The sequence below is a fragment of the Streptomyces sp. NPDC048600 genome (genome assembly GCF_055587025.1).
Genome location: NZ_JBVJGZ010000003.1, coordinates 88,236 through 107,528 on the forward strand (window position 1 = coordinate 88,236; position 19,293 = coordinate 107,528).

Here is a 19,293-nt window from a genome sequence, read left to right on the forward strand (position 1 = left end):
ACGGGCCCCTACCCCAGCGCGGCGATCCTGTCGCGGTACCCCCGCACGGGCGCGGCGTCCCGGTACGGCTCCAGCCTCCGCTCGAAGTCCCTGACGTACTCCACCGCCCGCACCGACCGCATCTCCACGGCCTGCCCGGCCGCCTCGGCGCCCAGCGCGCAGGCCTGGTCCAGTTCGCCCAGCCCCAGCCGCGCGGTGGCCAGCACCACCCGGCAGAACAGCCTGCTGCGGGCGAACCCCGGCGACCTCAGCTGCAGGGACCGCTCCGCGTGCTGCGCGGCCGCGCGGAACTGCTGGAGGTCCCGGTGGCAGTGCCCGAGCTCGTCGGCGAGCTGCGCCTCGTCGTAGAACCGGGCCCAGTGCGGCACCTCGTCGCCCGGCCGGGCCGCCTCCAGGGCGCGCTCGGCGCGCACCAGGGAGGCGGTGCAGGCCCGCACCTCCCCCAGCACCCCGTGCCCGCGCGCCTCGGCGGCGTGCAGCAGCGCCTGCACCACGGGCGGCGCCGAGCCCCCGACGCCCTGCTGGGCGACCCGGGCCAGCTGCACGGCCTCGCGCCCGTGACCGAGGTAGACGGCCTGCCGGCTCATGGTGACCAGCACATAGGAGCCGTACGCCCGGTCCGCGGCGGCCTGCGCCAGCCGGAGCGCCTGGACGAAGTACCGCTGGGCGAGCCCGTGCGCGGCGATGTCGTACGAGGTCCAGCCGGCCAGCCGGGTCAGGTCCGCGGCCGCCGCGAACAGCCGGCGCCCGGTCTGCTCGCCGTAGGAGCCCCGCAGCATCGGCTCGCACTCGTGCTCCAGGTAGCGCACCAGTGCCTGGCGGGCGTGGCCGCCGCCGTACATGTCGTCCAGGGTGCGGAACAGGTCGCCCACCGAGCGCAGGGCCGAGATGTCGCCGCCGGTGACCCGCTGGCCGGGGCCGCGCTCGGCCTGGCCGCGCTGGCGGGGCACCACGGGCCGGACCTGCACGGGCACCCGGGCCGCCGGCTGCTCGCCGCGGCCGACCTTCTCGTCGGCCCGGCCGATCAGCCAGTCCCGGCTGGGCACCACGAGCCCGGCCGGGGTGAACGCGATCTTGCGCAGCTCGGCATGGCTGCCGGAGTCCTTGCGCCACAGGCCGCTGACGATGTCGACGGCCTCCTCGGGGCCGCCCGCGAACTCCAGCCCGGCGTAGACCGGGGCGCACGCGTCGAGGCCCAGGTCCTGGGCGGTGAGCCGGCGGCCGAGGCGCCGGGTGAAGACCTCGGCGATCAGTGCGGGCGTGGTGCCCCGCGGCTGCTGGCCGCGCAGCCAGCGGGTGACGGATGTCTTGTCGTATCTGAGATCGAGCCCGTGCTCCAGACCGAGCTGGTCCACGCGACGGGCGAGACCCGCGTTGGAGAACCCCGCTTCTGCGATGAGTGCGGCGAGTTGACGGTTGGGAGTGCGCTGCGCGGGTCGTTCCGTCATGTGCGGTGCGATCTCCTGCCTTCCGGGCCTTCCGAAGTGCCTGGAATTGCCTGTGAGCAGCCCTTATGGCCTTATGAACGGCGCGAATGTAGCGGAGCGTGAGCACGCGGTCGCACACTTCGGCGTCCATTCATCCGATCGTGTGAGGATTGACCTCGGAGCTGACGTGCGACGGGGAGTCGTACAGTGGCGTGGGCGCGTTTCGTGCCTTACGACTTCGAGGAGGCGCTTGCCGTGAGTGAGCTGCGGTTCGTGCGTATGGGGTTCGGTGCCGAGGCCGTCGAGTACCAGCAGGCCTGGGACGAGCAGCGCCGGGTGCACGCGGCGCGGTTCACCGACGAGGTCCCGGACACCGTGCTGCTCCTGGAGCACCCGCCCGTGTACACGGCCGGCCGGCGCACCTCCGACGACGAGCGTCCGCTGGACGGCACCCCGGTGGTGGACGTGGACCGCGGCGGCAAGATCACCTGGCACGGGCCGGGCCAGCTCGTGGGGTACCCGATCCAGAAGCTGCCGCGCCCCGTGGACGTGGTCGCGCACGTGCGGCGCCTGGAGGAGGCCCTGATCCTCACCTGCGCGGAGTTCGGCCTGGAGACCACCCGGGTCGAGGGCCGCAGCGGGGTGTGGGTGCTCGGCGACCCGGTGGAGCAGCGCCCGTCGCTCGGCGGCCTCGCCCTCGACTTCGACCCCCGGCTGCACGACGACGAGTTCGATCCGCGGCTCAACGGCCCGGAGTACGCCCCGTCCAACGCCGGGCAGCGCCGCGAGGACCGCAAGATCGCCGCGATCGGCATCCGCGTGGCCAAGGGCGTGACCATGCACGGCTTCGCCCTGAACGTGAATCCGGACAACGTCTGGTTCGACCGGATCATCCCCTGCGGCATCCGCGACGCGGGGGTCACCTCCCTGGCCAACGAGCTGGGCCGGGACATCACGATCGCCGAGATCCTGCCGGTCGCGGAGCGCCATCTGCGGGACGTGCTGGAGAACGCGGACCTCAGGCCCCGCGTGATCGAGAAGACACCGGCCGCATAGCGGGAATGGACCCCCGAGCCCTGAGGTTGGCCTCACGGGCAAGGCCCAATGAGCACGGGCGTACCCTGGTGTACGCCGAAGAATCGAAGACTACGGTCTCAGTAGTCAGCAGGGAGCCGGTCGTGTCCGCAGTCGCACCCGACGGACGCAAGATGCTGCGCCTGGAGGTCCGCAACAGCCAGACCCCCATCGAGCGCAAGCCCGAGTGGATCAAGACCCGGGCGAAAATGGGCCCCGAGTACTCCAAGATGCAGAACCTCGTCAAGAGCGAGGGCCTGCACACGGTCTGCCAGGAAGCCGGCTGCCCGAACATCTACGAGTGCTGGGAGGACCGCGAGGCCACCTTCCTCATCGGCGGCGACCAGTGCACCCGGCGCTGCGACTTCTGCCAGATCGACACCGGCAAGCCCGAGGCCCTCGACCGCGACGAACCCCGCCGCGTCGGCGAGTCCGTCGTCACCATGGACCTCAACTACGCCACCATCACCGGCGTCGCCCGCGACGACCTCGAGGACGGCGGCGCCTGGCTCTACGCCGAGACCGTCCGCGAGATCCACCGCCAGACCGCGGACCGCGAAGCCGGCCGCACCAAGGTCGAACTCCTCGCCCCGGACTTCAACGCCGTCCCCGAACTCCTCCAGCAGGTCTTCGAGTCCCGCCCCGAGGTCTTCGCCCACAACGTCGAGACCGTCCCGCGGATCTTCAAGCGGATCCGCCCCGGCTTCCGCTACGACCGCTCCCTGAAGGTCATCACCGAGGCCCGCGACTTCGGCCTGGTCACCAAGTCCAACCTGATCCTCGGCATGGGCGAGACCCGCGAAGAGGTCAGCGAGGCCCTGAAGCAGCTCCACGAGGCCGGCTGCGAACTGATCACCATCACCCAGTACCTGCGCCCCTCCGTCCGCCACCACCCCGTCGAGCGCTGGGTCAAGCCCCAGGAGTTCGTCGAGCTCAAGGACGAGGCCGAGCAGATCGGCTTCTCCGGCGTCATGTCCGGCCCCCTCGTCCGCTCCTCCTACCGCGCCGGCCGGTTGTATCAGATGGCCGTCGAGAAGCGCGGCAGTTTCGAGGCGGTCCAGGCGGTCTGACCTCAGGCGCCGGTCCGGCCTCCGGCACCGCTCACCGGGCACGACAGACCCGTGTGAATTCGGGCACAAGCAACTACCCGCCAGTAAACGGTAGTTGGGCGCGGCCCCGGCAGTCCCCGCAGATGGGGGCGCACGCCGGGGCCGCGCTCGCGTCTGCGGGCCCCCGAAAGGCTGCGCAAAAAGGTTTCATTGCTGTTTGACCCCTCGGTCACGTGCTGGTAACACCAAACAGTGACGCTTGACTCACTCCACGTAGACAGACCGAGGGGGCCCTTCACGATGCAGGCAGCACCCGTCAACGACGTAATGCCGACCAGCACGCGCGCCACCGCCATCCCGTCCTTCACCGACGCCCTGCGCACCGTCGAGTCGCTGCTGATGAGCGGCGGCCAGCGCACGGCCCGCCGCAACGCCTGGACCTCCGTCCTGGAGGACCGTGCCCGCGCCAAGGACCGCGTCGAGGCGCAGAGGTTCCTGGAGCAGGCCGCCTCGGGCCGTTCCTGACCGGTCCTGGACCACGGCTGTCCCGCCCCTGTCCCGCCTCCGTCCCGCCCCGGACGGCACTGGGCGTCGTCCGCGCTCTCGGGGCCACGTAGACTTCGTGGCATGGCGAGGCAGGAAAACGCGGCGGAGGCCGCCAACCCCGGGCGACTGAAGCAGATCGCTCTGACCTACAAGATGACCCGCAAGGCCGACAAGAAGATCGGTCTTGTACTCGCGGCTGTCGGAATCGTCACCTTCGGTGTCTTCCTCGCGATCGGCTTCTTGATCGGTCACCCCATCTATCTCGGCATCCTGGGCGTGCTGCTCGCCTTCCTCGCGACGGCGATCGTGTTCGGGCGCCGGGCCGAGCGGGCCGCCTTCGGGCAGATGGAGGGCCAGCCGGGCGCGGCCGCGGCCGTGCTGGACAACATCGGCCGAGGCTGGACGACCACCCCCGCGGTGGCGATGAACCGCAACCAGGACGTGGTGCACCGGGCCGTCGGCAAGGCCGGCATCGTCCTGGTGGCCGAGGGCAACCCGAACCGGGTCAAGAGCCTCCTGGCGGCCGAGAAGAAGAAGATGAACCGCATCGTGGCGGACGTGCCGGTGACCGACATCATGGTGGGCACGGGCGAGGGCCAGGTCGAGCTGAAGAAGCTGCGCACGAGCATGCTGAAGCTGCCGCGTGTGCTGACCGGCCCGCAGGTCACCGCGACCAACGACCGGCTGCGCGCGCTCGGCGACCTGATGAGCAACATGCCGCTGCCGAAGGGTCCGATGCCGAAGGGCATGAAGCTGCCCAAGGGCGGCCAGAAGAACCGCTGACCCACTCCAGGACACGACGAAGGGGCGCCCGGTGATCCGTCACCGGGCGCCCCTTCGTCGTGCGGGGGACGCGCCTAGCTGTGTCGCTGTGTTGTGCGCGGGACGCGCCCAGCGCCCCGGCGTCGCGTTCGGGGTACGCGCCCGCGCCCCGGCGGCATCGCCCTATGCGGGCGTATGCGGGGCGTCCGCGGTCAGATGCGGACCTCGACCGTGCGGGCCAGTCGGTCGTGCAGGCCGCGGCCGTCGCGGTCCCAGACGAGCGCGGGGACGGCCAGGCACAGCAGCAGCGTCCGGACCAGGCTGCGCACCGGGCTGACGGTCTTGGTGTCGAGGGTGATCACCCGCAGACCGAAGAGGCGCTTGCCGGGCGTGGAGCCGATCGTGCCCACGGTCAGGGCGCTCAGCACGAAGAAGACGAGCAGCGCCCAGTTGCCGGTCGACTGGCCGTAGCCGTCGGTGATCAGGCCGTATGCGATGAGCATGCACACCGCCCAGTCGACGGCGAGGGCGCCGAGGCGCCTGCCGGGGCGGGCGACCGAGCCGGGCCCCTGGCGCGGCAGACCGAGTTGCTCACCGGGGTATCCGAGGTCGGCACCCGCTTCCTCCATGGCCGCGCGGGGCCCGGAGAGCCATGATCCGATTGCTTGCCTCTTGTCCACCCGTACACCGTACTGCGCCTGATTTCGACCGCGGGACGGCGGGGGGTGTCGGAGCTACTGTGGACAGTGGGCTGGTTAACTTCTGCGAAACAAATGGGTCACGCCCGAGAAATCACCCGTCCCTAGGGTCGGGACGAGCGTGTGCCACCGCACTGGCCGCACGAACGATCTACCACCCCGGCCCGCCGGCCGGAAGTAGGAGGAGCTGGATGTTCCAGAACGCCGACGAGGCCAAGAAGTTCATCGCGGACGAGGATGTCAAGTTCGTCGACGTCCGGTTCTGCGACCTGCCGGGCGTCATGCAGCACTTCACCGTGCCCGTCGAGGCGTTCGACCCGGACGAGGAGCTCGCGTTCGACGGTTCGTCGATCCGCGGTTTCCAGGCCATCCACGAGTCCGACATGGCACTGCGCGCCGACCTGTCGACGGCCCGCGTCGACCCGTTCCGCCGCGACAAGACGCTCAACATCAACTTCTTCATCCACGACCCGATCACGGGCGAGCAGTACTCCCGTGACCCGCGCAACGTGGCGAAGAAGGCCGAGGCGTACCTGGCGTCGACCGGTATCGCGGACACCGCGTACTTCGGTCCCGAGGCCGAGTTCTACGTCTTCGACTCCGTCCGCTTCGCGACGGGCGCGAACGAGTCCTTCTACCACATCGACTCCGAGGCGGGTGCCTGGAACACCGGCGCCCTGGAGAACAACCGTGGGTACAAGGTCCGCTACAAGGGCGGCTACTTCCCGGTCCCGCCGGTCGACCACTTCGCCGACCTGCGCGCCGAGATCTCCCTCGAGCTGGACAAGCAGGGCCTGAAGGTCGAGCGCCAGCACCACGAGGTGGGCACCGCCGGCCAGGCCGAGATCAACTACAAGTTCAACACGCTGCTCGCCGCGGCCGACGACCTCCAGCTCTTCAAGTACATCGTGAAGAACGTGGCCTGGCGCAACGGCAAGACCGCGACCTTCATGCCGAAGCCGATCTTCGGTGACAACGGCTCGGGCATGCACGTGCACCAGTCGCTGTGGAGCAACGGCGACCCGCTGTTCTACGACGAGGCCGGATACGCAGGTCTGTCGGACATGGCCCGCTACTACATCGGCGGCATCCTCAAGCACGCTCCGTCGCTGCTGGCCTTCACCAACCCGACGGTGAACTCCTACCACCGTCTGGTGCCGGGCTTCGAGGCGCCGATCAACCTGGTGTACTCGCAGCGCAACCGCTCCGCGGCCATGCGTATCCCGATCACGGGCTCCAACCCGAAGGCCAAGCGCGTCGAGTTCCGCGCGCCCGACTCCTCCGGCAACCCGTACCTGGCCTTCTCGGCCCTGCTGCTCGCGGGCCTGGACGGCATCAAGAACAAGATCGAGCCGGCCGAGCCGATCGACAAGGACCTCTACGAGCTCGCCCCCGAGGAGCACGCGGGCGTCGCCCAGGTCCCGACCTCCCTCGGCGCCGTCCTCGACCGCCTCGAGGCCGACCACGAGTTCCTCCTCCAGGGCGACGTCTTCACGTCCGACCTGATCGAGACCTGGATCGACTTCAAGCGCACCAACGAGATCGCGCCGCTCCAGCTGCGCCCGCACCCGCACGAGTTCGAGCTGTACTTCGACGTGTGACGGACGCGCCTGCCAGGCGCCGACGATCCCCGCGTGATACGCCCGTGCCCCGCCGTTTGTACCGACGGCGGGGCACGGGCGTATGTTTTGTACGGAAGAGTTTTCGAACGCGTCCGAGGCGACACGGGGGGCCGTACATGCCGACGCACGAGCACGACGACGACCAGGGCCGGGAGTACGACCTGCGCTGGGCGGACTCCGCCGAGCACAAGGAACCCTCGGCCCGCGCCCGGATGCTCGCCGCGCGCTGGAAGCACAGTCCGCCCGGCCCGGTCCCCTTCCGCCCCGAGCCCGGCTCCCCCGGCCCCCGCCGCTCCTCCTGGATCTCCACCGCCGTGGTCCTCGGCTGCGTGGCCGCGGTGATCGTCCTGATCGGCTACCTGAACACCCGCTCGCCGTACTGATCGCAGTGCGCCGCCGCCGGTGAGGTGCGCTTATTTCGCGCGACCGGTGGCCGTGCCCCGCTCTACGATCGCCCGAGATCCAAAAGGGGGCGACGGTGAGCGAAGAGATCTGGGCCGGCGGGGTGGGCGCGATGCTGCTCGCCGAGGGCGTGCCGCTGCGGACCGCGCTGGACGTGACGGACCCTGCCGGGTGGACGGCGTTCGACCGGGGTGTGCGTGAGCACTGCCCGCCCGCGCTGCTGCCCTCGGGCAGGCGGCTGCGGCCCGGAGCGCTCCGCTCCCGTCTCCTGCGGACCGCGGAACTCGGCGAGTCCGAACTGGCGCTCGCCCTGTGCCACCCCGACGGCCGTGTGCGCGAGGCCGCCCTGGACAGCGTGGCGGACCACCCCGGCCTGCTGCCCCTTCTGGTCATCCGCTGCGCGGACTGGGTCGCGCCCGTGCGGGAACGGGCGCGGGCGCTGCTGGCCGAGGCCCTGGACGTGCCGCGCGCGGCGGCCCTCGCGCCGCTGATCCTGCGGGTGGGCCGCAAGGAGCGCGGCGCCCACGCCGTGGAGCTGCTCGGCGACGTCCTGCGTCCGGCCCCGCCCGAAGTGCTGCGCCCGCTGTGCGGCGACGGGGACCGGACCGTACGGCGCTTCGCGCTGCGCCTCGCCGTGCGGCTCGGGCACCTCTCCCCCGGCGAACTGGCCCGCACCGCCGCGCAGGACGACGACATCACGATCCAGGACCTGTGCGCCGACGCGGCGCTGGCCGCCGTACGGGAGGGCGGGGCCTACGACGAGGTGCTGCCGACCCTGCTCGGGGCCCGGGGGCCCAGGTCGCGGGCCACCGGGGTCACCGCGCTGCGGGCGGCGGGGCGGTACGCGGCGGCCGAGCCGTTCCTCGCCGACCGGGCGGCCGTGGTGCGTGCCTGCGCGCGCTACGTCGTGCGGCGGGGGGACGGCGATCCGCCGGCCTGGTACCGGGAGCGGTGTGCGGTACGGCCGGAGCCCGGCGCGGTCATCGGGCTGGCCGAGTGCGGGGACCGGGCGGACGCGGCACTGCTGTGGCCCCTGGTCGGCCACCCGGCACCCGGTGTGCGGGCACGGGCGGTGGCCGGGCTGCGGCTGCTGGACGCCGTGGACACCGGGCGGCTGCTGCCGCTGCTCGACGACCCGTCACCATCGGTCGTACGGGAGACCACTCTCGCGCTGCTGCCGTCCGCGCCGGGTCTGCCGCGGGAACGGCTGACCGAGCGGACGGCGGCCGACCGGCCCCGGCAGGTGCGGCTGGCGGCGTTCCGGCTGCTCCACGCGTGCGGCGGCCTGGCGCGGCTGCGGGCGGCGGTGGCGTTGGTGCACGACGCGGACCCCAAGCTGCGGGCCTGGGCCGAGGCGTCCGTGCAGGGCTGGCACGCGGGGCCGGAGGTGCCGTTCCGGGACCCGGAGGCCGGTGAGCTGCTGGACCGGGCCGCGCATCTGTTCAGCGACTACGTGCTGGTCCGGCGCAAGCGGGAGGCGGGGCTGCCGGCCTGAGCGGGCAGTGGGGCGTCGGCCGGTGGTGGTGGGTGCACACTGGCAGTGGGACGAGTGTTTGAGCGCAGGGTGGTGCATCATGCACAGCCGCTTCCGGAACGACCGGCGGCTGACCGCGCGGATGACGGTCACGCTGTTCCTGCTCGGGTTGCTGTACGTGGCGTTCGTGGCCGCGTTGATCGTGCTGCTGAAGTCGTGGGTGCTGGTCGTGCTGGTCGCGGCCGGGCTGCTGGGGGCGCAGTACTGGTTCTCGGACCGGATCGCGCTGTACGCGATGCGCGGGCGGGTCGTGGAGCGCGAGGAGTATCCCGAACTGCACGCCGTGGTGGACCGGCTGTGCGCGCTGGCGGACATGCCGAAGCCGGTGGTGGCGGTGTCGGCGATGGACATGCCGAACGCGTTCGCGACGGGCCGCAACCCCGACAACGCGGTGGTCTGCGTGACGACCGGTTTGCTGCGCAGGCTGGAGCCGGACGAGCTGGAGGGGGTGCTCGCGCACGAGCTGTCGCACGTGGCGCACAAGGACGTGGCGGTGATCACGGTCGCCTCGTTCCTCGGGGTGATCGCGGGGCTGATCGTGCGGTTCGCCTTCTACTCGCAGTTGTTCGGCGGGCGGCGGGACCAGAACACCGCGGTCGTGTTCGTGCTCGTGATGGCCGTGTCCGCCGCCGTGTACGCGATCAGCTTCCTGCTGATCCGGGCCCTGTCCCGGTACCGGGAGCTGGCCGCCGACCGGGCCGCCGCGCTGCTCACCGGGCGGCCCTCGGCGCTGGCCTCCGCCCTGACGAAGGTCACCGGGGACATCGCGCGCATCCCGACGAAGGACCTGCGGACCGCGCAGGCGTTCAACGCCTTCTACTTCACCCCCGCACTGGGCGCCGGACTCTCCCGGCTGTTCTCCACCCACCCGACGCTGGAGCAGCGGCTGGAGCAGCTGGGGCGGATCTCGGGCGAGCTGGGCGAGGCGGCGACGCCGGGGAAGCCCGGCTGAGACGGGGCGCCGGGATGAGGCTGCTGGACATCCTGCTGGGCCGGTCCAAGCCGGCCGTGCCGGACCTGGACCGGCTGTTCGCGCTGCCGTCGGCCGCCGTCACGCTGGAGGCCGCGGCCGGGTTCACCCCGACCGGGCGGGGCGCGGTGTGCTTCGCGACCGTGGAGGGCGCCGCCTTCGAGCAGACGCACCGCGAGGTACGGGCCCTGCTGGACGCGGACGCGGAGCGGGACGGGCCGCCGGTGGAGCTGGAGGAGGACGGCTACGGATACTCCTGGCTGGTCTCCCGCCGCTCCCCCGGCGATCTGCCCCAGCTCGTCAACGACCTGCACGCGGTGAACAGTTCGATGGAGGTCAACGGCTTCGGGCCGCAACTGCTCTGCTCGCTGGCGGGCTTCCGCGACGAGGGCGGGCGTGCGCTGGCCCTGGTCTACCTCTACAAGCGCGGCACCTTCTATCCCTTCGCCCCGCTGCCCGGCGAGCGCCGGGACAACGCGCTGGAGCTGGAGGTGCGGGCGGCCCTCGCGGGCGACCTGCGGATCGAGGAGGACCTCGGACGGTGGTTCCCGGTGTGGGGGGCGCCCGGGTTGTGACGCCGGTCGGGTGCCGAGGAGGGCCGGGACCCGTCACACGTCCGGCGTCGCGCCGACCACCCCCGCCGCGATCGCCGCGCCGAGCGACGCGTGGTCGGCCAGGGTCTGGTCGGCGTAGCGCAGGGCGAAGTCGGCGACGGCGCGTTCGAAGGTGTCGGCGCTGCCGAGGTAGCCGGCGATGGCGATGCGGTCGCCGGAGCGGGCGTGGGCACGGGCCAGCGCGGTCCCGCACAGCCGGGCGTACAGGACGAGGTCGGAGGCGCGCATCCCGGCCACGTCCGCGGAGCCCTTCATGTCGCGCAGCTGGCGCCAGTAATAGGCGCGGCCCTGTGGTCCGGTCATCCAGCCGAGGAAGATGTCGCCGGCGGCCTGCGTCAGCCGCTGCCCGGCGACCACACGGTGCCCGGGGTGGACATGGGGGCCGCTCGGCAGGAACTCCTCCAGGACCGACTTGCGGGCCTCCTTGATCTGGAGGAACAGCGGGTCGTCGGCGTCCCGTCCGGCGAGCAGCACGATGAAGCAGCGCATGCCGACGCTGCCGACGCCGACCACCTTGCGGGCGGCGTCGACGAAGCGGTAGCGGTCCAGGAGCAGCCGGCGTTCCTCGGAGAGGGTGGACCGGTAGTCGCTGAAGATCTTGCGGATGGCGGCCGTGTCGGACACTCCGGCCTGTTCGATGAGGGGCGGGTCCTGGATGATGCGGCGCCGCCCGTCGACGACCTCGGTCAGTTTGCCGAGCGCGTGCAGGCTGGTGCGGCGGCGGGCCCGGGTGAGACTGGCCTCGGCGCGGGTGCGGCGGCGGGAGGAGCGCAGCAGGGGCAGCAGGCTGTCGGCGTCGATGCGCTGGTACCAGACGTCGAGCTCGCCGAGCCGGGACAGCCGCCGGATGCTGGTCCGGTAGGCGGCGGCCGACTCCAGGACGGCGCGGCGGGCCTTGTCGTCGCTGTGTCCGTTCTCGCGCGCGGCGACGGCGACGCTGGCGGCGAGCCGTTTGACGTCCCACTCGAAGGGGCCGGGGAAGGTCTCGTCGAAGTCGTTGAGGTCGAACAGCAGGGCGCGTTCCGGGGAGGCGAACACGCCGAAGTTCAGCAGGTGGGCGTCGCCGCACAGCTGGACGGTGAGTCCGCTGTGCGGCCGGGTCGCGAGGTCGCCGGCCATCACGGCGGCCCCGCCGCGCAGGAAGGCGAACGGCGAGGCGGCCATCCGCCCGTACCGCACCGGCAGCAGTTCCGGCAGCCGGTCGCGGCCCTGGCGTTCCAGTACGCCGACGGGGTCCGGCCGGTCCACCGGCGCGAGCCACTCGGCGTGCGTGGAGCGGGGCACGCGTTTGCGCGCCGCCCTGCCCTGTTCCGTACGTTCGGCGGGCGTGGCCATGCCGTCACACCTCCCCTGTCGCGCACCGTCCTGATCAGCAGTGAAAGCCGCCGGGCGGGGCGTCCGCGAGCGGGCCGCGGCGAACGGGTGAGCGGGGCGGGGTCGCACGACGGCCGCGTTGTCAGTGGTGTCCGTCAGGATGGGGGCGAGGACGGGACCGGGTGACCAGTGCGGTGACGGGGAGGCGGGATGGGCCGGGCGCGGCGGTATGTCGACGGGGCCGAGCGGCGGGCGCGGCTGGGGGTGCGGCACCGGCTGGCGGGCGGGGCGCGGGCGGCGGGCCCCGAGGAGGTGACCGGGTCGCTGGTGGCGCTGCACGGCACGGACCCGGCGACGGTGTTCCTCTCGGCGGGCGCGCGGCTCGCGGAACCCGCCGGGACGGTGGCGTCGACCGAGCGGGCGCTGTACGAGGACCGGTCCCTGGTCCGGATGCACGGCATGCGGCGCACGGTGTTCGTGTTCCCGGCGCAGCTGACGGCGGTCGTGCACGCCTCGACGGGGCTGACGGTCGCGGCGCGCGAACGGGCCAGGCTGGTGAAGGACATGGCGACGGCCGGGGCACCGGACGCGGACTGGCTGGCGGACGTCGAGCGGGCGACGCTGGCGGCGCTGGAGCGGCGGGGCCAGGCGACGGCGGCCGAGCTGTCCGGGGACGAACCGAGACTGCGCGAGCAGTTCGTCTACGCGGCCGGGAAGAGCTACGAGGGCGTCCACACGGTGTCGTCGCGGCTGCTGACGGTGCTGGGCACGGAGGGCAAGGTGGTGCGCGGCCGCCCGCTGGGGTCCTGGACGTCGGGCCAGTTCCGCTGGGCTCCCGCTCCCCCGCATCCCGAGCTGGACGAGGCGGCCGCGCAGGCCGCTCTGCTGGAGCGCTGGCTGAGGTGCTGCGGGCCGGCCACGGAGGCGGACCTGAAGTGGTGGACGGGCTGGAAGGTCACCGACGTACGGCGGGCGCTGGCCGCGGCGGGGGCCGAGGAGGTGACGGTGGACGAGGGCACGGGCTTCGTGGCCGCGGGCGACGGCGAGCCGCCGGCTGGTCCGGCCGGTCCGTGGGCGGCGCTGCTGCCCGCCCTGGACCCGACGGCGATGGCCTGGCAGCAGCGCGACTGGTACCTCGCCCCGGAGCTGCGCCCGGCCCTGTTCGACCGCAGCGGCAACGTCGGCCCCACGGTGTGGTGGAACGGCCGGGTGGTGGGTGGTTGGGCGCAGCGGGCCGACGGCGAGATCGTCTGGCGGCTCCTCGGCTCCGGGGACCTGGGCCGGGAGGCCGGGGCGGCGATCGCGGCGGAGGCGGAGCGGCTGGCGGGCTGGGTCGGCGCGACCCGGCTCACCCCGCGCTTCCGGACGCCGCTGGAGCGGGAGTTGACGGGGTGAGGAGACGTCCGGGGTGAGGGGGGACGTCCGAGGTGTCGAGTGGGGCCCCGGCGTCCCGGGTGACGGGTCGAGGCACGCCTCGGTGGCGGCCGGGGGGGAAGGGGAACGCCGGGTGCCTGGCGGGCACCCGGCGTGGACGTCACCGGCTGTAGCGCAGGAGCGCGCGGACCATGTGGCAGGTCGTGTCCGACGGCGGGTGGACCCCGATCTGCTCGGCGGTGCTGCGTATGGTCTCGTTGCGGGCCTGGTTGGGGACGTAGACGCCCGAGTCGAGCAGGGCGATGGCGAGACGCATCGCCTTCAGGCGGCGGTTGTGCGTGATGTACCACTCGCGCGGCCGGCCCGGAGGCAGCGTCCGCTTCTCCACGGGCGCGTAGGGCAGGTCGAGCAGGACGGGTCGCTTCGCGGTGGACTGGGTCGGCAGCGGCTTCTGCTGGAGTGCGGCAGCGGGCACGGGCATCCTCCTGTCGCGGTCAGGGTGCCCTCCGAAGCCATCCGGCGACCTCGGCGACACCCTCGAACACTGCTTCTATTCTACTGCCCCCCACTGACAAAAGCCCCTGGCCACAAGGGCTTTCGAGGGCCCCACCAGGTACCGTGAGCCCCATGGAGATCTGGATCAACCCCGCCTGTTCCAAGTGCCGCAGCGCCATCGGCCTGCTCGACGCCGAAGGTGCCGAGTACACGGTCCGGCGGTATCTGGAGGACGTGCCCAGCGAGGCCGAGATCCGGGAGGTGCTGGAGCGGCTCGGGCTGGAGCCCTGGGACATCACCCGGACCCAGGAGGCCGTCGCGAAGGAGCTGGGGCTCAAGGATTGGGCTCGCGACGACGCCTCCCGCGAGCGGTGGATCGCGGCGCTGGCCGCGCACCCCAAGCTGATCCAGCGGCCGATCATCACCGCGGAGGACGGTACGGCGGTCGTCGGCCGCACGGACGAGGCCGTGCGGGACGCGCTGTCCCGAAAGTGACACTCTCGTAGCGTTGTTGAGCATTTGTCGCCCGGAGTGAGCCGAGGCCGGGCGGGCTGTTACCCTCCGCGGCCATGACTTCCGGTGATCATGGAACACCCGACGGATACGACGCCCGGCCCGGACAGCCCTGGCCAGGACAGCCCCAGCCGTACTACGGACAGCCGGGAACCCCGCAGGGCCCGCCGGAGACACCGCAGGGTCGGCCCGGGACACCACAGGGTCGGCCGGACACGGAACCGTACGGCCACCCGGCCCCGCACGGCCACCAGGCCGGGCCCGCGTACGGCCACCGCACCGACCCCGCCCACGACGACCAGCCCGCCACCCCTTACGGCCACCAGCCCACGGCCCCGTACGGGCATCAGCCCACCGCCCCCTACGGCCATCAGCCCGCACCCCTCCACGGTCACCCCGGGGCGCCCTACGGCGGACCGGACCCGCAGGCCGCCTGGGCCGCCGAGCAGGAGCGGTCGCGCCGCCGGCGCGGACGGCGGGTGGCGGTCGCGGTGACGGGCGGCGTACTGACGGCGGCCGTCGTCGCGGGCGCCGTACTGCTCACCGGCGACGGCGACGAGGACCCGGCGGCGGCGCCCGGCACCACCCGGAGCACCACCTCCGAGCCGTCCGGCTCCCCCGCGGTTCCCCGCGTCGACATCGGCGAGCCCTCCAACGCCCCGACCGCACTGCCCTCGCTGCTGGCGCGCCCGGTCATCGGCGCGGAGCAGGTGTTCCCGAAGGAGACGGTGACGCTGGAGGACGGCTCGGTCTACGAGCGCGTCGACATGGCCACCACCACCGACTGTGCGCGCGGGATGTCGGCGGAGCTGGCGGCGCTGATCGAGCAGGGTGAGCCGTGCGTGCGGATGACGGCGGCGCTGTTCACCGACGCGGACCGGCGCTCACAGGTGACCGTGTCCGTGCTGAGCTTCGATCGCCCCGGGGACGCCTCACGGGTGTTCGCGATGGCGTCCATGGACCCGGTGACCTACCAGGTCGTCTCGCTGGACCCGGCGCCCGGGGCGGGGCTGCCGACCGTGCCGCCGGGGTCGCCCGGACTGTTCGAGCGGCTGATGACCGTGCGGTCGGTGGTGTTCGCCAACGGGCAGTGGGGCGACGGCGCCGAGACCGGAGAGGCGGAGCTGACCCGTCAGACACAGGGCCTGCTGCAGTACGTCAACGACGATGTGCTGGCGTACGAGGAGAACCGGCCGAAGGCGTGAACAATGCTCAACTTCCGTGTGACGTACGTTACTTGAAACCAGTGGCATAACTGCTGAGTAACTCCGTTCGGGATCTCGTACATAGCGGCGTACTCTCCCCGACTCTTAGGAGGCGCGCATGTCGCGCAGGAGGACCCTCAGTGCGAAGAAGAAGGTGGCGCTGCTCGTGAGCGCCGCCACGGTGGCGGGCGGTGGTGCCTTCGTCATGGCGAGCACCTCCAACGCCGCGCAGTCGGCGAAGGACTCGACCGTCTGCCAGGGACTCGCCACCGCGCTCGGCAACAACGAGCGGTTCATCGCGGACCAGAAGGCCAAGCCCGACGCCCAGTCGGCGGCGCGGATCGCCAACCGCGAGGCCGTCATCGCCCAGATCAAGGTGCAGCAGAAGGCGTCCGATTGCGTCGTTGGGGAGTCGGCTCAGGGCTCCCAGGCGGCGGGCAACGGCCAGCAGGGTCAGGGCCAGGGCCAGGGCCAGCAAGGCAACGGTCAGCAGGCCGGCGGCGGTCAGCAGGCCGGCGGCGGTCAGCAGGCCGGTGGCGGCCAGCAGGCCGGCGGTGGCCAGCAGGCGGGTGGCGGTCAGGCCGCCCAGCCGCCGGCCGCGTCCGGCCAGCAGGTCTGCAACGGCTCCACGGTCACGCTCTCCGGTGAGGGCGGCGCCCCTGCCGCGTCCAGCAACCAGTTCCCGGCCGGCACGAAGCTCAAGGTCACCAACCTCGACAACAACAAGTCCACGACCGTCGAGGTCACCTCGGTCTCCGGCAGCTGTGTCCTGCTGAACAACGCCGCCTTCGAACAGGTCCGCGAGCCCGGCAAGTTCCTGATCCGCCGGGCAGTGATCGAGAAGGTGGGGTGAGGCTCAGCCGGACAGGAAATCGCTGAGGCGGCGGACCGTGTCGTCGGGCGCCGACTGCGGCAGCGCGTGATGGGAGACGTCCGGCAGGACGACGGCCTCCACGCGCGGCAGCAGCGCACGCGCCCTGTCCGCCACCGCGTACGTGTCATGTGTCCTGCTGTTCGCGGCCACGAGCAGCAGGACCGGCACGTCGAGACCGCGCAGCGCCCCGGGCGCCGGGCGCGGTCCGGCCACCGGTCTCGTGGAAGGGAAGCCGGCGGCCGCCTCCTGGAGACGGAGCCAGTCGGGGTCCGTGAGGGAACCCCCTGTCTCCCACTCCAGGAACGCCCTGACGCGGCGCGGCGAGGGCCGCAGCAGCATCGGCAGGGCACGCAGCAGGTAGGCCGCCTTGAACCCGGCGAAACACCCGGTCGGGTCCAGGAGGAACAGGCGGCGCACCCGCCGCGGTGCGCGCAGCGCGTAGTGCAGGGCGATCCAGGCACCGTAGGAGTGCCCGCCCAGGGCAGCCGCGTCCACGCCCAGCCCGTCGAGCAGTGAGTCCAGCCACGCCGTGAGGTCGGCGACCGTTCGGAGGGGACGGTCGCCGGCCCGGTCGCTGAGACCGGGCGTGCCGACCAGGTCCACGGCGTACACCCGGTGGGTCCGGGCCAGTTCGTGCACCTGGGCGTACCAGGAGGCCGAGGTCGCGCCCCCGCCGCCGGGCAGCAGCACGAGCGCGGGCCCCTCGTGCGGGCCGCAGATGTTCACGAAGGCCGTGCCGTACGGCGTGGGGACCTCGGCTGTCTCCCGTCCGGCCGGCCACTTCGCCATGACCTTGTCGTACGCGGTGCGGAAGCCGTCCGGGTCGAACGTTCCGTGCGTGCCCATCGCCACATCACCCCTATTATCTCGTTGAGCGAGATTGTCGTGGAGCGAGATGATAGTCGGAAGGGACGCGGGATGCAGGAGCAGGGGCCGGAACTGGAGATCGTCCATCTGCTGCGCGCGACGACGGTCGAACTCGGCCTGCACAGCGCACGGTTCGCGAACCGCAACGGCATGCACCCCACCGACGTACGCGCCCTGATCGCCCTGATGGACGCCTCGCGCTCGGACGAGGAGCTGACCGCCGGGCGGCTCGGCGCGGCGCTGGGGCTGAACTCGGCGGGCACCACGGCCCTGGTCGACCGGCTGGAGCGGGCCGGGCTCGTCCGCCGGGTGCGCGGGGCCCGGGACCGCCGCCAGGTCGTCGTCCAGGTGGAGGAACGCGCCGTGGAACTGGGCTGGTCCTTCTTCGGGCCGCTCATCGGCCGGGCGGTGGAGCTGCTGCGGGAGTGCGACGAGGGGGAGCGGGCGGCCATCCGCCGGTTCCTGAGCGGCGTACGGGACGCGGCGGCGGAGCAGGAACAGGGACCGGCAGCGACACGGGAGTAGCGGCCGGGCGCCAGGACTCTTCCAGTGGGACCGGGGCAGGAGCCGCGCGGGCGCATTCCCCTCGCATACGAACCCTCACCGGCCGCGCCTCTGCGAGTGCGAACGGCCCGTCCCCCCGGGGCCCCTCACCCGGCGGGGACTCACGACGTGAGATGGGGCACACCAACGCCAGGTAACACGGGGTTCACATTCGAGCAATGACCGGGAAATCGCCCGTTGACAGGCTGCGGGACATCGACGGCGGCGCTCCGGTGCCGCAGCGCCGCAGAACCCGCAAGCGTGTGAAGACCCACCCCCGAAGGAAGTGGCCCCGTGACCTTCAAGGCTGAGTACATCTGGATCGACGGCACCCAGCCGACCGCCAAGCTCCGCTCCAAGACCAAGATCATCGCGGGTGCGCCCGCCGGTCTGGACGCGCTGCCGATCTGGGGCTTCGACGGGTCCTCCACGAACCAGGCCGAGGGCCACGCCTCGGACCGCGTCCTCAAGCCGGTCTTCACCTGCCCGGACCCGATCCGCGGCGGCGACGACATCCTCGTCCTGTGCGAGGTCCTGAACATCGACATGACGCCGCACGAGTCCAACACCCGTGCCGCGCTCGCCGAGGTCTCCGAGCGGTTCGCCGCCCAGGAGTCGATCTTCGGCATCGAGCAGGAGTACACCTTCTTCGACGGCGCCCGTCCGCTCGGCTTCCCCGAGGGCGGCTTCCCGGCCCCGCAGGGCGGCTACTACTGCGGTGTCGGCGCCGACGAGATCTTCGGCCGCGACATCGTCGAGAAGCACCTGGACAACTGCCTCAAGGCGGGCCTGGGCATCTCCGGCATCAACGCCGAGGTCATGCCCGGCCAGTGGGAGTTCCAGGTCGGCCCGCTGGCCCCGCTGGAGGTCTCCGACCAGCTGTGGGTGGCCCGCTGGCTGCTCTACCGCACGGCCGAGGACTTCGGCATCTCCGCCACCCTCGACCCCAAGCCGGTCAAGGGCGACTGGAACGGCGCCGGCGCGCACACCAACTTCTCCACCAAGGCGATGCGCGAGGGCTACGACGCCATCATCACCGCCGCCGAGTCGCTGGGTGAGGGCTCCAAGCCGCTCGACCACGTCAAGAACTACGGCGCCGGCATCGACGACCGTCTGACCGGTCTGCACGAGACCGCCCCGTGGGACAAGTACTCCTACGGCGTCTCCGACCGCGGTGCCTCGGTCCGCATCCCGTGGCAGGTCGAGAAGGACGGCAAGGGCTACATCGAGGACCGCCGCCCGAACGCCAACGTCGACCCGTACCTGGTGACGCGTCTGATCGTCGACACCTGCTGCTCCGCCCTGGAGAAGGCCGGTCAGGTCTGATCCCGCCGCGAGGCTTCCCGACGGGGGGCGTCCACCGATGAGGTGGACGCCCCCCGTCCGTTTTTCCGCCCGGCATGGCAGGGT

Annotated in this window: 20 protein-coding genes; 15 read left to right on the plus strand and 5 right to left on the minus strand. The window is 72.2% G+C overall.

Annotated elements, in window-relative coordinates; translation table 11 throughout:
* Window positions 1-8: 8 nt before the first annotated feature.
* The gene (locus ACZ6SQ_RS04645; RefSeq protein ID WP_469556715.1) at window positions 9-1,448 is read right to left on the minus strand and encodes a regulator; all 1,440 of its coding nucleotides are present in this window, start codon (window positions 1,446-1,448) and stop codon (window positions 9-11) included.
* 234 nt (window positions 1,449-1,682) lie between these two features.
* Between ACZ6SQ_RS04645 and lipB the strand changes: the two genes are divergently transcribed.
* The 4 genes from lipB to ACZ6SQ_RS04665 all read left to right on the plus strand — a co-directional run bounded on the left by lipB (window position 1,683) and on the right by ACZ6SQ_RS04665 (window position 4,879).
* Entirely contained in the window at window positions 1,683-2,483 is an 801-nt protein-coding gene (lipB, locus tag ACZ6SQ_RS04650; RefSeq protein ID WP_469556717.1) for a lipoyl(octanoyl) transferase LipB, read from the plus strand.
* Window positions 2,484-2,605: 122 nt separating this feature from the next.
* Window positions 2,606-3,571 carry a lipoyl synthase gene (lipA, locus tag ACZ6SQ_RS04655; protein ID WP_469556718.1) on the plus strand — a complete coding sequence of 322 codons (966 nt, stop codon included), beginning with the start codon at window positions 2,606-2,608 and terminating at the stop codon, window positions 3,569-3,571.
* Between the two features lie 279 nt (window positions 3,572-3,850).
* Window positions 3,851-4,075, plus strand: a complete 225-nt coding sequence (locus ACZ6SQ_RS04660) for an SCO2195 family GlnR-regulated protein (protein WP_386384892.1) — start codon at window positions 3,851-3,853, stop codon at window positions 4,073-4,075.
* A 102-nt stretch (window positions 4,076-4,177) separates the two neighbouring features.
* Window positions 4,178-4,879, plus strand: a complete 702-nt coding sequence (locus tag ACZ6SQ_RS04665; RefSeq protein ID WP_469556720.1) for a DUF4191 domain-containing protein — start codon at window positions 4,178-4,180, stop codon at window positions 4,877-4,879.
* A gap of 191 nt (window positions 4,880-5,070) precedes the next feature.
* Here ACZ6SQ_RS04665 and ACZ6SQ_RS04670 read toward each other — a convergent pair whose 3' ends face one another.
* The gene (locus ACZ6SQ_RS04670) at window positions 5,071-5,538 is read right to left on the minus strand and encodes an RDD family protein (protein WP_469556721.1); all 468 of its coding nucleotides are present in this window, start codon (window positions 5,536-5,538) and stop codon (window positions 5,071-5,073) included.
* Between the two features lie 209 nt (window positions 5,539-5,747).
* Here ACZ6SQ_RS04670 and glnA point away from each other — a divergent pair, with 209 nt between their 5' ends.
* The 5 genes from glnA to pspAB all read left to right on the plus strand — a co-directional run bounded on the left by glnA (window position 5,748) and on the right by pspAB (window position 10,659).
* A complete protein-coding gene (gene glnA / locus ACZ6SQ_RS04675; protein WP_389328556.1) occupies window positions 5,748-7,157 on the plus strand; it encodes a type I glutamate--ammonia ligase in 1,410 nt (469 codons plus the stop codon).
* A 137-nt stretch (window positions 7,158-7,294) separates the two neighbouring features.
* Window positions 7,295-7,561: an SCO2583/SCO2584 N-terminal domain-containing protein gene (locus tag ACZ6SQ_RS04680; protein WP_469556723.1), complete on the plus strand. Its 267-nt coding sequence runs from the start codon at window positions 7,295-7,297 to the stop codon at window positions 7,559-7,561.
* Between the two features lie 95 nt (window positions 7,562-7,656).
* A complete protein-coding gene (locus ACZ6SQ_RS04685) occupies window positions 7,657-9,075 on the plus strand; it encodes a hypothetical protein (protein WP_469556725.1) in 1,419 nt (472 codons plus the stop codon).
* A gap of 79 nt (window positions 9,076-9,154) precedes the next feature.
* Window positions 9,155-10,066, plus strand: coding sequence for a zinc metalloprotease HtpX (gene htpX, locus ACZ6SQ_RS04690; protein WP_469556726.1), 912 nt, complete (start codon window positions 9,155-9,157; stop codon window positions 10,064-10,066).
* A 14-nt stretch (window positions 10,067-10,080) separates the two neighbouring features.
* On the plus strand, window positions 10,081-10,659 hold the full coding sequence (gene pspAB / locus ACZ6SQ_RS04695; protein WP_386384906.1) for a PspA-associated protein PspAB: 579 nt from the start codon (window positions 10,081-10,083) through the stop codon (window positions 10,657-10,659).
* Window positions 10,660-10,692: 33 nt separating this feature from the next.
* Here pspAB and ACZ6SQ_RS04700 read toward each other — a convergent pair whose 3' ends face one another.
* Window positions 10,693-12,033, minus strand: coding sequence for a DUF2252 domain-containing protein (locus tag ACZ6SQ_RS04700; protein ID WP_469556728.1), 1,341 nt, complete (start codon window positions 12,031-12,033; stop codon window positions 10,693-10,695).
* 189 nt (window positions 12,034-12,222) lie between these two features.
* Here ACZ6SQ_RS04700 and ACZ6SQ_RS04705 point away from each other — a divergent pair, with 189 nt between their 5' ends.
* Window positions 12,223-13,407, plus strand: a complete 1,185-nt coding sequence (locus ACZ6SQ_RS04705; RefSeq protein ID WP_469556730.1) for a winged helix DNA-binding domain-containing protein — start codon at window positions 12,223-12,225, stop codon at window positions 13,405-13,407.
* Between the two features lie 139 nt (window positions 13,408-13,546).
* Here the strand turns inward: ACZ6SQ_RS04705 and ACZ6SQ_RS04710 are convergent, their stop codons facing one another.
* On the minus strand, window positions 13,547-13,861 hold the full coding sequence (locus ACZ6SQ_RS04710; RefSeq protein ID WP_469556731.1) for a hypothetical protein: 315 nt from the start codon (window positions 13,859-13,861) through the stop codon (window positions 13,547-13,549).
* A gap of 152 nt (window positions 13,862-14,013) precedes the next feature.
* On the opposite strand from ACZ6SQ_RS04710, the gene ACZ6SQ_RS04715 reads away from it, so the two are divergent.
* The 3 genes from ACZ6SQ_RS04715 (at window position 14,014) to ACZ6SQ_RS04725 (ending at window position 16,452) form a co-directional block, all read left to right on the plus strand.
* Complete coding sequence (locus tag ACZ6SQ_RS04715) at window positions 14,014-14,376, plus strand: arsenate reductase family protein (RefSeq protein WP_469556732.1); 363 nt, start codon at window positions 14,014-14,016, stop codon at window positions 14,374-14,376.
* Window positions 14,377-14,450: 74 nt separating this feature from the next.
* Window positions 14,451-15,599, plus strand: coding sequence for a hypothetical protein (locus ACZ6SQ_RS04720; RefSeq protein WP_469556734.1), 1,149 nt, complete (start codon window positions 14,451-14,453; stop codon window positions 15,597-15,599).
* Window positions 15,600-15,717: 118 nt separating this feature from the next.
* Window positions 15,718-16,452 (plus strand): RlpA-like double-psi beta-barrel domain-containing protein, encoded by a 735-nt coding sequence (locus tag ACZ6SQ_RS04725; RefSeq protein WP_469556736.1) that lies wholly within the window; start codon window positions 15,718-15,720, stop codon window positions 16,450-16,452.
* A 3-nt stretch (window positions 16,453-16,455) separates the two neighbouring features.
* Here ACZ6SQ_RS04725 and ACZ6SQ_RS04730 read toward each other — a convergent pair whose 3' ends face one another.
* Window positions 16,456-17,319, minus strand: coding sequence for an alpha/beta fold hydrolase (locus tag ACZ6SQ_RS04730; protein ID WP_469556737.1), 864 nt, complete (start codon window positions 17,317-17,319; stop codon window positions 16,456-16,458).
* Window positions 17,320-17,391: 72 nt separating this feature from the next.
* Here ACZ6SQ_RS04730 and ACZ6SQ_RS04735 point away from each other — a divergent pair, with 72 nt between their 5' ends.
* Both ACZ6SQ_RS04735 and glnII read left to right on the plus strand, forming a co-directional pair.
* The gene (locus tag ACZ6SQ_RS04735; RefSeq protein ID WP_469556739.1) at window positions 17,392-17,865 is read left to right on the plus strand and encodes a MarR family winged helix-turn-helix transcriptional regulator; all 474 of its coding nucleotides are present in this window, start codon (window positions 17,392-17,394) and stop codon (window positions 17,863-17,865) included.
* A gap of 312 nt (window positions 17,866-18,177) precedes the next feature.
* Complete coding sequence (glnII, locus tag ACZ6SQ_RS04740) at window positions 18,178-19,209, plus strand: glutamine synthetase (RefSeq protein ID WP_469556740.1); 1,032 nt, start codon at window positions 18,178-18,180, stop codon at window positions 19,207-19,209.
* Window positions 19,210-19,293: the final 84 nt, after the last annotated feature.